We start from the raw sequence: 12,716 nt of genomic DNA, 5'->3' as shown, positions 1-12,716 counted from the left end.
CAGGGAGAGGGGGAACATCAAAACCTTATAAAGGCTTACTCTTCCAGCGAATACGGCAGCGGTTCGATGCTCAACGTGTTGGCATCGTCGCGCACGCGGAACACGCTGTCGGCTTCCATATCGTTGTTCATCACTACCTGCACCAGCAGGCGGCCATCATCAAGCTGCACGGCGGCGAGCACGGTGCCCGTGCGGCGCCAGTTTTCACCCATTTTCAGCTCTAAATCTTCTCCGGCTTCCGGCACGCGGCTCGCGTGGCCTGCCAGCGTCCACAGCGCGCGCTTGTTGGCACCGCGGAATTTCGCACGCGCTACCATCTCCTGCCCGGTGTAGCAGCCTTTCTTAAAGCTGATACCGCCCAGCGCCTGAATATTGGTGGCCTGCGGAATAAACTGCGCGCTATTCGCCGCATCAATCACCGGAAGCCCGGCTTCAATGTTCAGCGCCAGCCACTGCTGGCTGTTGTTGAGCTGCGCTTCGCCGCGCAGGGCTTCGGTCACGCGCTCGGCGGTGGTGACATCGGTCACCAGCAGGAAACGTTCCGCCGGGTGTTCGAACCACAAAATCGAGGTTTCACCTTCGCTCACCACCTGCTTATCGGCATCCGGCAGCTCGGCGAACAGGTTTTTCAGCGCCGCACGCGCCTGGAAGCCCGCCACGCCCAGCAGGACATGCTCATCGTCTGCGGCAATGGTCACTTTGGAAAACACGGCGTACTTTTTCAGCTCGGTGAGCTGTGCGTCGCGCAGGCTGCGGCGTTCAATAAAGGCAAAGCCGCCGTTGCGGCGGAACAGGCGCAGGTTGCTCCACATTTTACCTTTGGGATCGCAGTGCGCCGCCAGCAGATGCTGGTGCTCGTTCATCTGGCTAACGTCAGCCGTAACCTGGCCCTGGAGATACTTTTCGCCGTCCGCGCCGGTGAGTGTCGCCAGCGCCCAGTCATCAAGAGTAATCAGCGTCAGCGGCAGTCGCGCGGTGGCGACGGGCTGGCGAGGAGAAAATGGAGTAAAAGCCATAGTGATATCCTGAATTGCTTAACGCTTTGATAATGCCTAATGGTAAAAGAGACTGGTGCCATTGCAAGCGCTTTCAGCACACCATTCGTGCCATAACGCCGTTCTGCGTGGCGCTACGCAGAATAGTGTAATCCACTGTCTTATTAAGGATTATTCTTGAAGAGTGCTCGTGGATTGCAATATTCCAGTAATGAAACAGCCAAAAACACGTTACACTAGCCAGAGTTCCCGAAAGAAATAAAGAACACCGAACGGGACGCCAATGTGCCAAACGTCATGCAGGAAACAGAACATGGATATTAACAACAAGGCCCGTATTCACTGGGCATGCCGTCGCGGTATGCGTGAACTTGATATCTCCATCATGCCTTTCTTTGAGTATGAGTACGACAGCTTAAGCGACGACGATAAGCGTCTGTTTGTGCGTCTGCTGGAGTCTGACGATCCTGATTTATTTAACTGGCTGATGAATCACGGCAAACCCGCCGACACCGAGTTGCAACGGATGGTGCAATTAATTCAAACACGGAATCGGGAACGTGGTCCTGTGGCAATCTGATCTTCGCGTTTCATGGCGCTCGCAGTGGATGTCTTTATTGCTCCACGGGCTGGTCGCGGCCTTTGTTTTACTGATGCCGTGGCCGCTTAGCTATACCCCGCTGTGGCTGCTGTTACTGTCATTCGTGGTGTTTGACAGCGTGCGCAGCCAGCGCCGAATTAACGCCCGTCAGGGTGAAATCAAACTGCTGATGGATTCTCGCCTGCGCTGGCAGGGGAAAGAGTGGGAGATTGTTGGCACGCCCTGGATGCTCACATCCGGCATGATGCTTCGGTTACGCGAACCGGGCGGCGGGCGTCGTCAGCATCTGTGGCTGGCGGCAGACAGTATGGATGCCGCAGAGTGGCGGGATTTGCGTCGGCTGGTGTTGCAACAACCGACGCAGCAGTAAGCGCGGTTAGCTGAACTTCTCCGCCATCTCGCCGAGGATTTGCTCGCACCAGTTTTGCAGGCGCTCGTCGCTGAGGTCGTATTGGTTGGTTTCGTCCAGCGCCAGCCCGACAAACAGCTGACCATCGGCAATGATCGGTTTTTGACTGGTGAACTCGTACCCTTCGGTCGGCCAGTAGCCGATAAAGGTCGCCCCTTTCGGTGCCAGCTTGTCGTGCAGCATGCCGAGCGCGTCCAGGAACCACTCGCCGTAGCCCAGCTGGTCGCCCATTCCGTACATCGCAATGATTTTGCCGTCGAGGTTAACGGAATCAAGCCGATCCCAAATCGCTTCCCAGTCTTCCTGGATTTCACCGAAATCCCAGGTAGGAATACCGAGGATCAGCACATCGTACTGCTCCATCAGCGCGACCGCGTCATCTTTCAGGTTGTGCAACGTCACCAGTTCCGGGCCAATGATGTCGCGAATTTTCTCTGCCGCCATTTCGGTGTAGCAGGTGCTGGAACCATAGAACAGACCAATATTCATCGCGTGTATATCTCAAATCTTGCTTTGACTTGGCGCGTAGTGTACCAGAAACGCGTGGCAATCAGGCATAATGCGCGGATTGCAGACTCAAAGGGGCTGATGTGGAAAAGGATCTCGCACTCATTGAACAGTTTCTCGATGCGCTCTGGCTGGAGAAAAATCTGGCCGATAACACCATCAGCGCCTATCGACGCGACCTCACCCTGCTGGTGGAGTGGCTGGCGCACAGAGGGCTGACGCTGGAGCAGGCGCAAAGCGATGACCTGCAAGGGCTGTTGGCGGAGCGCGTGGAGGGCGGTTACAAAGCGACCAGCTCCGCGCGTCTGTTAAGCGCGATGCGTCGTCTGTTTCAGCATCTGTACCGTGAGAAGATCCGCACCGACGATCCCAGCGCGCTGCTGGCCTCTCCGAAGCTGCCCCAGCGTCTGCCGAAAGATCTGAGCGAAGCGCAAGTTGAGAGATTATTACAGTCGCCCGCGGTTGACCTGCCGCTGGAGTTACGCGATAAAGCCATGCTTGAGCTATTGTATGCTACCGGTTTGCGCGTTTCTGAATTAGTCGGGCTGACGATGAGTGATATCAGCCTGCGTCAGGGCGTGGTGCGGGTGATAGGTAAAGGGAACAAAGAACGGTTGGTGCCGCTGGGCGAAGAAGCGGTTTACTGGCTGGAAACGTATCTGGAGCACGGGCGTCCGTGGCTGTTGAACGGCGTTTCCATCGATGTTCTGTTCCCGAGCCAGCGCGCGCAGCAGATGACGCGGCAAACGTTCTGGCATCGCATCAAGCATTACGCCACACTAGCGGGTATCGACAGTGAAAAACTTTCGCCGCACGTTTTGCGTCACGCCTTCGCGACGCATCTGCTAAACCACGGTGCCGATTTACGCGTGGTGCAGATGCTGCTTGGCCACAGTGATTTATCAACGACGCAAATCTATACCCATGTCGCGACGGAACGCCTGCGGCAGCTACACCAACAGCACCACCCACGCGCGTGAGTGCCGACGAATTGTAACAGGATCAAATATGAAAAAGTCTTTAGCGCTGTTCACTCTGCTGGCAGCCTCGTTTACCGGTTTTGCCCATGCGGACGACGCAGCCATTAAACAGTCGCTGGCAAAACTCGGCGTCACCAGCAGCGACATCCAGCCGTCACCGGTTGCGGGCATGAAAACCGTCATGACCAACAGCGGCGTGCTGTACGTGACGGAAGACGGTAAGCACTTCCTCCAGGGCCCGCTGTACGACGTGAGCGGCGCGCAGCCGGTGAACGTGACCAACCAGCTGCTGATGAAAAACCTGAACGCTCTCGACAAAGAGATGATCGTTTATAAAGCGGCGCAGGAAAAACACGTGATTACCGTCTTCACCGACATCACCTGCGGCTACTGCCACAAGCTGCATGAAGAGATGAAAGACTACAACGCGCTCGGCATTACCGTGCGCTACCTGGCCTTCCCGCGTGCGGGCGTGAATAGCCAGCCGGAGCAGGACATGAAGGCTATCTGGTGCGCGAAAGATCGTAACAAAGCCTTTGATGATGCCATGAACGGCAAAGGCGTTAAGCCTGCCTCCTGCGACATCAATATCGCAAACCATTACGCGCTGGGCGTGCAGTTTGGCGTGAACGGTACGCCTGCCATTGTGCTGAGCAACGGCTACGTTGTGCCGGGCTATCAGGGGCCGAAAGAGATGAAAGAGTTCCTCGACGCCCACCAGAAACAGCTTGGTGGTAAATAATACGCGTGAAAGCCCCAGTCCAACTCCGCCGTCGTGAAGTCAATGAAAACGCAGATCTTCCTGCGGACATGTCGCCCCTGCTGCGTCGGCTTTATGCCAGCCGGGGCGTGTTAAGTTCTGCCGATCTTGAGCGCAGCGTAAAAGGCATGTTGCCCTGGCAACAGCTGAGCGGCGTCGAGAAAGCGACCGAGATGCTCTACAACGCGTTCCGTGAAGGCACGCGCATTGTGGTAGTCGGTGATTTCGATGCCGATGGCGCTACCAGCACTGCGCTGAGCGTCCTGAGCCTGCGCGCGCTCGGTTGCGATAACGTCGCCTATCTGGTGCCGAACCGCTTTGAGGACGGCTACGGTTTAAGCCCGGAAGTGGTCGATCAGGCCCACGCGCTCGGCGCGCAGATGATCATGACCGTGGATAACGGGATCTCGTCCCACGCGGGCGTCGATCGCGCGCATGCGCTGGGGATCCCGGTCTTAGTGACCGATCACCACCTGCCCGGCGAAACCCTGCCCGCAGCCGAAGCCATCATTAACCCGAACCTGCGCGACTGCGACTTCCCGTCGAAATCGCTGGCGGGCGTGGGCGTGGCGTTTTACCTGATGCTGGCCCTGCGCACGCTGCTGCGCGAAAAAGGCTGGTTCGAGGCGCGCGGGATCGCGATACCGAACCTGGCGGAATACCTCGATCTGGTGGCGCTGGGCACCGTGGCGGACGTGGTGCCGCTCGATACCAATAACCGCATTCTGACCTGGCAAGGGCTGGGGCGTATTCGCGCCGGAAAATGCCGACCGGGCATTAAGGCCCTGCTGGAAATTGCCAACCGCGATCCGCTTAAGCTTGCCGCCAGCGATTTAGGATTTGCGCTCGGCCCGCGCCTGAACGCGGCGGGGCGGCTGGACGATATGTCCGTCGGCGTGGCGCTGCTGCTGTGCGACAACATCGGCGAAGCGCGCGTGCTGGCGAACGAGCTTGATGCCCTGAACCAGACCCGCAAAGAGATTGAGCAGGGGATGCAGGCCGAGGCGCTGACCCTGTGCGACAAGCTGGAGCGCAGCGGCGAGCAGCTGCCGGGCGGTCTGGCGATGTATCACCCCGAGTGGCATCAGGGCGTGGTGGGGATTCTGGCGTCGCGCATTAAAGAGCGCTTCCACCGCCCGGTGATTGCGTTTGCCCCGGCGGGTGACGGCACGCTGAAAGGCTCCGGGCGCTCGATTCAGGGGCTGCACATGCGCGATGCGCTGGAGCGTCTGGATACCCTTTATCCTGGGCTGATGATCAAGTTCGGTGGCCACGCGATGGCGGCGGGGCTGTCGCTGGAAGAGGCGAAGTTCGACGAGTTCCAGCGCCTGTTTGGCGAGCTGGTCACGGACTGGATCGATCCGTCGCTCCTGCAGGGCGAAGTGGTGTCCGACGGGCCATTGTCGGCGGCGGAAATGACCATGGAAGTGGCGCAAATGCTGCGCGATGCCGGCCCGTGGGGGCAGATGTTCCCCGAGCCGCTGTTCGACGGGCGTTTCCGTCTGCTGCAGCAGCGCATCGTTGGCGAACGCCACCTGAAAGTGATGGTTGAGCCGCTGAACGGCGGCCCGCTGCTCGACGGGATTGCCTTCAACGTTGACACCACCATCTGGCCAGACAACGGCGTGCGCGAAGTCGAGCTTGCCTACAAGCTGGATATTAACGAGTTTCGCGGTAACCGCTCCCTGCAGATCATCATCGATAACATCTGGCCAATTTAGCGTCAGTAATCTCTATAAAAAAGGGCGTGGATTCGGTACAATCCCGCTCTTATCACCGCATTTTGACAAGTCCATAAAAGAAAACAGACCATGTTTGAAATTAATCCGGTAAAAAACCGTATTCAGGACCTCACGGAGCGCTCCGACGTTCTTAGGGGGTATCTTTGACTACGATGCCAAGAAAGAGCGTCTTGAAGAAGTAAACGCCGAGCTGGAACAGCCGGACGTCTGGAACGAACCTGAACGCGCACAGGCGCTGGGTAAAGAGCGTTCCTCTCTCGAAGCCATCGTAGACACGCTGGATCAAATGGCTCAGGGCCTGGAAGATGTTTCCGGTCTGCTCGAGCTGGCTGTAGAAGCCGACGACGAAGAAACCTTTAACGAAGCCGTGGCAGAACTCGACGTTCTGGAAGAGAAGCTGGCGCAGCTTGAATTCCGTCGCATGTTCTCCGGCGAATACGATAGCGCCGACTGCTATCTCGACATTCAGGCTGGTTCTGGCGGTACGGAAGCGCAGGACTGGGCCAGTATGCTGACGCGTATGTACCTGCGTTGGGCCGAAGCGCGCGGTTTCAAAACCGAAATCATCGAAGAGTCTGAAGGTGAAGTGGCGGGTCTGAAATCCGTCACCATCAAGATCATCGGCGATTACGCCTACGGCTGGCTGCGTACCGAAACCGGCGTTCACCGTCTGGTACGTAAGAGCCCGTTCGACTCCGGCGGCCGTCGTCATACCTCTTTCAGTTCCGCGTTTGTTTACCCGGAAGTGGACGAAGATATCGATATCGAAATCAACCCGGCGGATCTGCGTATCGACGTGTATCGCGCATCGGGTGCCGGTGGTCAGCACGTTAACCGTACGGAATCTGCGGTGCGTATTACCCACATTCCAACCGGGCTGGTAACGCAATGCCAGAACGACCGTTCCCAGCATAAGAACAAAGACCAGGCCATGAAGCAGATGAAAGCGAAGCTTTATGAGCTGGAAATGCAAAAGAAAAATGCTGAGAAACAGGCGATGGAAGACAACAAGTCCGACATCGGTTGGGGCAGCCAGATTCGTTCTTACGTCCTTGATGACTCCCGCATTAAAGACCTGCGTACCGGGGTTGAAACCCGCAACACGCAGGCGGTGCTGGACGGCAGCCTGGACCAATTTATCGAAGCAAGTTTGAAAGCAGGGTTATGAGGAACCAACATGTCTGAACAACAAGCACAGGGCGCTGACGCGGTAGTCGATCTTAACAACGAACTGAAAACCCGCCGCGAGAAGCTGGCAGCGCTGCGTGAGCAGGGCGTGCCGTTCCCGAACGATTTTCGTCGTGACCACACCTCAGACCAACTGCACGCTGACTTCGACGGCAAAGAAAACGAAGAGCTGGAAGCGCTGAACGTAGAAGTGTCCGTAGCTGGCCGTATGATGACCCGCCGCATTATGGGTAAAGCCTCTTTCGTGACGCTGCAGGACGTGGGCGGCCGCATTCAGCTGTACGTTTCCCGTGACGACCTGCCGGAAGGCATCTACAACGAGCAGTTCAAGAAATGGGACCTGGGCGATATCCTGGGCGCGAAAGGCAAGCTGTTCAAAACCAAGACCGGCGAGCTGTCCATTCACTGCACCGAACTGCGTCTGCTGACCAAAGCCCTGCGCCCGCTGCCGGACAAATTCCACGGCCTGCAGGATCAGGAAGCGCGTTACCGTCAGCGCTATCTGGATCTCATCTCTAACGATGAATCCCGCAAGACCTTCAAAATTCGCTCCCAGATCATGGCGGGTATCCGTCAGTTCATGGTGAACCGCGACTTTATGGAAGTGGAAACCCCGATGATGCAGGTGATCCCTGGCGGCGCGTCTGCGCGTCCGTTCATCACCCATCACAACGCCCTGGACCTGGACATGTACCTGCGTATCGCGCCGGAACTGTACCTGAAGCGTCTGGTGGTCGGTGGTTTCGATCGCGTATTCGAGATCAACCGTAACTTCCGTAACGAAGGTATCTCCGTTCGTCATAACCCAGAGTTCACCATGATGGAACTCTACATGGCTTACGCGGATTACAAAGACCTGATCGAGCTGACCGAATCTCTGTTCCGCACCCTGGCGCAGGACATTCTGGGCACTACCGAAGTGCCTTACGGTGAAGAAGTCTTCGACTTCGGCAAGCCGTTCGTGAAGCTGACCATGCGTGAAGCGATCAAGAAATACCGTCCGGAAACCGAGATGGCGGACCTGGATAACTTCGACTCTGCGAAAGCGATTGCTGAAAGCATCGGTATCAAAGTGGAGAAGAGCTGGGGTCTGGGCCGTATCGTGACCGAGATCTTCGAAGAAGTGGCCGAAGCGCACCTGATTCAGCCGACCTTCATCACTGAATACCCGGCAGAAGTGTCTCCGCTGGCGCGTCGTAATGACGTGAACCCGGAAATCACCGACCGCTTCGAATTCTTCATCGGCGGCCGCGAAATCGGCAACGGCTTTAGCGAGCTGAACGATGCGGAAGACCAGGCGCAGCGCTTCCAGGATCAGGTTGACGCGAAGGCCGCGGGCGACGACGAAGCGATGTTCTTCGACGAAGACTACGTGACCGCGCTGGAACACGGTCTGCCGCCAACGGCGGGTCTGGGCATTGGTATCGACCGTATGGTTATGCTGTTCACCAACAGCCACACCATCCGCGACGTGATCCTCTTCCCGGCGATGCGTCCGGTGAAATAAGCCGTTAAGACGTAAAAAAAGCCCCGTGCGACGCTCGCCGGGGCTTTTTTATTGCGCCGCGAAGGCTCTGAGGGCGTCGCGGGCGGCGCTGGCCTCCATGACCATCCACGGGCTAAACGCCCAGGGCGTGGCGTCCAGCGCCTGAAACAGCGCTTCCAGCGCAACCCACTGATACTCCATCACCTCATCGTCGTTAATGGACAGCGCGCTGGTCACGCGCGCGGCAAACACCGGGCAAATCTCGTTTTCAACGATGCCGGACGGGTCGGTTTTACGGTAGCGAAACTCAGGGGCAATGGACGTGATGTCGGTGATTTCAGCGCCCACTTCAAAGCGGCAGCGGCGAATAATCGCCTGTTCCATCTCTTCGCCAGACTGGGGATGACCGCACACGGAGTTGGTCCACACGCCCGGCCAGGCTTTTTTGCTTAACGCGCGTCGGGTCACCAGGCATTCGCCGCTGGCGTTAAAGAGCCAGGACGAGAAGGCCAGATGCAGCGGGGTGTTGGACGTGTGGGCGGCATATTTTTCCTCAGTCCCAATCACCTCTCCCCGATCGCTGACTAAAATCACGTGTTCTTGAATACTCATTTATGCTCCTGTCTGAATGCCGGTAGCGCTGAATCCATTGCTGTGATGAATGAAGCAAGCCGATGCAGCGCCAGCAGGCGGTATTATTATACAGCATTCTTATACGAACAGTTTGTCCCTCAGAGCGGAAAGCGCCCGCGCTCGGGGCGCAGGCGCGTAATGAAATCCATTTACGTCACCTGTTGGGCATCAGGATTGAGGCTGCTATCATAGTGCGCCATTCACGCTGACCGAGGATCTGTTTTGTTTGCAGGAAGCCTGACGAGAAATCCCATCACTGCCGTACTCCTTCTGGCGCTAACGCTGCTGCTGGCGGGATGCTCGGGCAGCAAATCCTCCGACCTGGGCAGTTATTCCGGCGCGGTGTATACCGTTAAGCGCGGGGATACGCTGTATCGAATTTCCCGCGCAACGGGAACCAGCGTGAAGGATCTGGCGCGTCTAAACAACATCTCTCCGCCGTATACCATCGAGGTGGGACAAAAGCTGAAGGTTAACGGCGGCGGGTCTGCGGGCAAAAAGTCGTCATCTTCTAAAGGCAAAACCGCCAAAGTCACACCGTCTTACGCCGTACCGCAATCCTCCTGGCCGCCGGTCGGGCAGCGCTGCTGGATCTGGCCTGCCAGCGGCAAAGTGGTGATGCCGTATTCCACCTCCGAGGGCGGGAATAAGGGCATTGATATTGCGGCAGCGCGGGGAACGCCGGTTTACGCCTCCGGAGCAGGGAAGGTGGTCTACGTCGGCAACCAGCTTCGCGGGTACGGTAACCTGATCATGATTAAGCACGGTGAGGATTACATCACCGCCTACGCGCACAACGACACCATGCTGGTGAACAACGGGCAGAACGTGAAGGCGGGGCAGAAGATTGCGACGATGGGCAGCACGGGGACCGACTCGGTGAAGCTGCATTTCCAGATTCGCTACAAGGCGACGGCCATCGATCCGCAGCGCTATCTTCCGGCGCAGGGCAGCAAGCCTAAGTGCTAAGTGGTTATTTAATCGCCATTTAGTTGCGAAGAGGCTTGTGTGAACGTGCGTAAGGCCTATAATGCTTTACGCACTTCAAAGCGGGTGTAGTTCAATGGTAGAACGAGAGCTTCCCAAGCTCTATACGAGGGTTCGATTCCCTTCACCCGCTCCAAATCAACTCTTCGTAAGCCTCTCAGATTCACTTTCCTAAAAGTTATTACGTCGCTACCCCATTCTGTTCGTCTGTTGAACGCCAACGTCTTCTCGTCACGGCAACGATATCCGCATGACAAAGGAGGTGGTTCCTGTACCGGCACTTACGCCTTTACCATAGATTCTGGTGGTAATATTGCCGCTGCTGGCATAGGCGGGCGTATGGTCATTACACACTCCCTCAAGCTTGACTCGATATTTTGCAATATCCGTTCCGCTGGCGTTTTTCACATCCTGATATTCATTGGACGTTTGGCAATCGTCAGAATAAGTTTGGTCGAGTATTTCTATTTTGGGTCTCTCGTTCTGCGGGCATGACCAGCTCACCGAAGCCGTTGCCTGATCTTCTCTGCTGCCTGCAACATAGGTTGTAAGCGAAACGTTAGAGGCTGTTGTGGTAAATTTGCAGGGTTCTCGCTGAAATTCGGCTAAACAACCTGAAAACCAGCCTCCATCAGCTTTTCGGAAATAGTGGCACCATTTTGTTCTTCTGCTCCCAGTATTATTGAGTGGAAGAATAACAGGCCCGTCAATTAATGATTCACGATACCATCCAGGGTAATTCTTAACCTGCCCTGTGCAGTTCATACTATCCCATGCTATTTTGGTACATGTTGCCAATACTTTTTCGGTTCCTGATTCCTCTTCAACAAATTTATGAATAACCCAGGTTGCATCTGTAGGAATATTGTATGCATAAAACTTATAAGCCATGCTAACACTCACCGGAACAGAAACCTGGCCTGGATCCGCGTAGTTAAAAGTTATGTCGTCAGTCATGGCGATACCGGGGCTCAATGTAAGCATATTATTTACTGTTGCGGATTGCGCATCAAAGCTCAGTAAAATAAAAAGCATTATGTAAAGGTTGTTTTTTTTCAATGGGCTATTTTTCATGATTTCACCATTAATTATATAGGTGATCATTATGTGAGTCATGAGAAGTATATAAACAAGAGCACTCTCAAAATGAGCAATGATAGCGTTATCCCGATTTGAGAGTGCTCTTGTAGTGAACGGTATTCAATACGCTTAAGTTTATCTCAAGGACGTTAGACATCAATAACGCCCTAGCCAGATATCAATATTAATACCTTTGGGATAAATAAAATGACATTAAAACGTTTAGCACTGGCCGCAGTAATTGCTGCATCAATCCTCCCGGCTGCACAAGCCTCTACCGGTACCGTTAACTTTTCGGGTTCCATCGTAACGGCTTCTTGTACCATCGCTTCCGGCGAAGGTGGTGACGCCAGCAATATCGATATGGGCCAGGTGGGTAACGCGATCCTCGAAGCCGGCGGCAACACGGGTGAAACCGCGCCTAAGCCGTTCACCATTAAGCTTGAAGGCTGTGCTTTGGGGACCGGCGCGAATACCGTGAGCGCTAAGTTTACGGGCGTAGCCTCTTCCGCTGACCCGAAAAGCTTTGCGTTAACCGGTACGGCGACGGGTGCGCATCTGGTGTTGACCGAAAAAGACGGCACCAAAATTGAGCTGGGCGAAGAGTCCGCGGCGCAGCGCTTTGGTACTGGCGATAAGACGCTGGAATTCGCTGCCAAGCTGAAGGGCGACGGTAGCACTTCAGGCGATACTCCAGCGCTGATTCCAATTGTGCCTGGTTCGTTCACCGTGCCGGTGACATTTGCCCTGAGCTACAACTAATGATGCGTCTCCTTCTGTTAAGCAGAAGGGGACTGTCACGCTGCTTTAACTATTGCGCCAAACCAGAATGAAAAATCACAAACTCAGCGCAGCTCTTTTAGTGATGACTTTATCATTATTTATATCGCGTACTGCCCAGGCTGAATTGTTAAAGCACGGCCACGTCAGTATGCAGGGGGAAATATTAGGTTCTCCCTGCCTGATTAATTTGGCGGAAAGTACGGAAGAATGGCAAAGCGAGGATGTTGCATCCGAAGATCTGAACAACACCAGGCAATCCTTATCGCTGGCCATTAATTTGAACGGGTGTAATACCCCGATGCTGTCGCATCATCATGCGGACATTGGATTCGAAATATTACAGGGTGACGTTATTGCCGCGCAGGATCGGCAACTTAATTCTCCCGGGATGAGCATTCGTGACGCATCGGGAAATGACATGGTGAGTGAAAAAGGGTATCAACCTGTTCGGCACTCATTTGACACCAGAGCATTAAAATATACTTTCCATTTCAGGGGAGACAGCAGGCTTGCGGGGGATGACATTTATCGCCCGGCGGTCAGGTTTAGAGTGGATTATAACTGA

Annotated in this window: 14 protein-coding genes and 1 tRNA gene; 11 read left to right on the top strand and 4 right to left on the bottom strand. The window is 55.4% G+C overall.

Annotation, left to right across the window (positions count from 1 at the left end; all coding sequences use genetic code 11):
* Nucleotides 1-35: 35 nt before the first annotated feature.
* A complete protein-coding gene (gene ygfZ, locus AB6V08_RS12390) occupies nt 36-1,016 on the bottom strand; it encodes a tRNA-modifying protein YgfZ (protein ID WP_368542937.1) in 981 nt (326 codons plus the stop codon).
* A gap of 292 nt (nt 1,017-1,308) precedes the next feature.
* Between ygfZ and sdhE the strand changes: the two genes are divergently transcribed.
* Entirely contained in the window at nt 1,309-1,575 is a 267-nt protein-coding gene (sdhE, locus tag AB6V08_RS12385; protein WP_010435322.1) for an FAD assembly factor SdhE, read from the top strand.
* A complete protein-coding gene (locus tag AB6V08_RS12380) occupies nt 1,556-1,966 on the top strand; it encodes a protein YgfX (RefSeq protein WP_368542934.1) in 411 nt (136 codons plus the stop codon). The genes sdhE and AB6V08_RS12380 overlap by 20 nt, the downstream gene beginning before the upstream one ends.
* Nucleotides 1,967-1,972: 6 nt before the next feature.
* On the opposite strand, the gene fldB is transcribed toward AB6V08_RS12380, so the two are convergent.
* Nucleotides 1,973-2,494 (bottom strand): flavodoxin FldB, encoded by a 522-nt coding sequence (fldB, locus tag AB6V08_RS12375; RefSeq protein WP_368542932.1) that lies wholly within the window; start codon nt 2,492-2,494, stop codon nt 1,973-1,975.
* A 101-nt stretch (nt 2,495-2,595) separates the two neighbouring features.
* Here fldB and xerD point away from each other — a divergent pair, with 101 nt between their 5' ends.
* The 5 genes from xerD to lysS all read left to right on the top strand — a co-directional run bounded on the left by xerD (nt 2,596) and on the right by lysS (nt 8,689).
* A complete protein-coding gene (gene xerD / locus AB6V08_RS12370) occupies nt 2,596-3,492 on the top strand; it encodes a site-specific tyrosine recombinase XerD (protein WP_368542930.1) in 897 nt (298 codons plus the stop codon).
* A gap of 28 nt (nt 3,493-3,520) precedes the next feature.
* Complete coding sequence (gene dsbC / locus AB6V08_RS12365; protein WP_368542928.1) at nt 3,521-4,234, top strand: bifunctional protein-disulfide isomerase/oxidoreductase DsbC; 714 nt, start codon at nt 3,521-3,523, stop codon at nt 4,232-4,234.
* A gap of 5 nt (nt 4,235-4,239) precedes the next feature.
* Complete coding sequence (gene recJ / locus AB6V08_RS12360; RefSeq protein ID WP_368542926.1) at nt 4,240-5,973, top strand: single-stranded-DNA-specific exonuclease RecJ; 1,734 nt, start codon at nt 4,240-4,242, stop codon at nt 5,971-5,973.
* Between the two features lie 90 nt (nt 5,974-6,063).
* Nucleotides 6,064-7,162 (top strand): peptide chain release factor 2 gene (gene prfB / locus AB6V08_RS12355; RefSeq protein ID WP_096151315.1). Its coding sequence is split into 2 segments (ribosomal slippage): nt 6,064-6,138 and nt 6,140-7,162, totalling 1,098 coding nucleotides; the frame shifts between segments, so codons are not numbered across the junction.
* 9 nt (nt 7,163-7,171) lie between these two features.
* On the top strand, nt 7,172-8,689 hold the full coding sequence (lysS, locus tag AB6V08_RS12350; RefSeq protein ID WP_126544965.1) for a lysine--tRNA ligase: 1,518 nt from the start codon (nt 7,172-7,174) through the stop codon (nt 8,687-8,689).
* Nucleotides 8,690-8,737: 48 nt separating this feature from the next.
* Here the strand turns inward: lysS and idi are convergent, their stop codons facing one another.
* A complete protein-coding gene (gene idi, locus AB6V08_RS12345) occupies nt 8,738-9,280 on the bottom strand; it encodes an isopentenyl-diphosphate Delta-isomerase (RefSeq protein ID WP_368542923.1) in 543 nt (180 codons plus the stop codon).
* 243 nt (nt 9,281-9,523) lie between these two features.
* On the opposite strand from idi, the gene actS reads away from it, so the two are divergent.
* Nucleotides 9,524-10,270 carry an amidase activator ActS gene (gene actS / locus AB6V08_RS12340; RefSeq protein ID WP_368542921.1) on the top strand — a complete coding sequence of 249 codons (747 nt, stop codon included), beginning with the start codon at nt 9,524-9,526 and terminating at the stop codon, nt 10,268-10,270.
* An 80-nt stretch (nt 10,271-10,350) separates the two neighbouring features.
* Nucleotides 10,351-10,424: transfer RNA gene (locus AB6V08_RS12335), tRNA-Gly, on the top strand.
* A 95-nt stretch (nt 10,425-10,519) separates the two neighbouring features.
* On the opposite strand, the gene AB6V08_RS12330 is transcribed toward AB6V08_RS12335, so the two are convergent.
* Nucleotides 10,520-11,362, bottom strand: coding sequence for a hypothetical protein (locus tag AB6V08_RS12330; RefSeq protein WP_368542919.1), 843 nt, complete (start codon nt 11,360-11,362; stop codon nt 10,520-10,522).
* Between the two features lie 213 nt (nt 11,363-11,575).
* Here AB6V08_RS12330 and AB6V08_RS12325 point away from each other — a divergent pair, with 213 nt between their 5' ends.
* Together AB6V08_RS12325 and AB6V08_RS12320 are read left to right on the top strand one after the other, a co-directional pair.
* The gene (locus tag AB6V08_RS12325) at nt 11,576-12,130 is read left to right on the top strand and encodes a fimbrial protein (RefSeq protein WP_368542917.1); all 555 of its coding nucleotides are present in this window, start codon (nt 11,576-11,578) and stop codon (nt 12,128-12,130) included.
* 67 nt (nt 12,131-12,197) lie between these two features.
* Nucleotides 12,198-12,716, top strand: coding sequence for a hypothetical protein (locus tag AB6V08_RS12320; RefSeq protein ID WP_368542915.1), 519 nt, complete (start codon nt 12,198-12,200; stop codon nt 12,714-12,716).

The organism is Enterobacter soli, from assembly GCF_964208575.1.
Lineage (GTDB): Bacteria > Pseudomonadota > Gammaproteobacteria > Enterobacterales > Enterobacteriaceae > Enterobacter > Enterobacter soli_A.
Note: the sequence above shows the minus strand (reverse complement) of the source record. Positions and strands in the feature narration are given on the sequence as shown.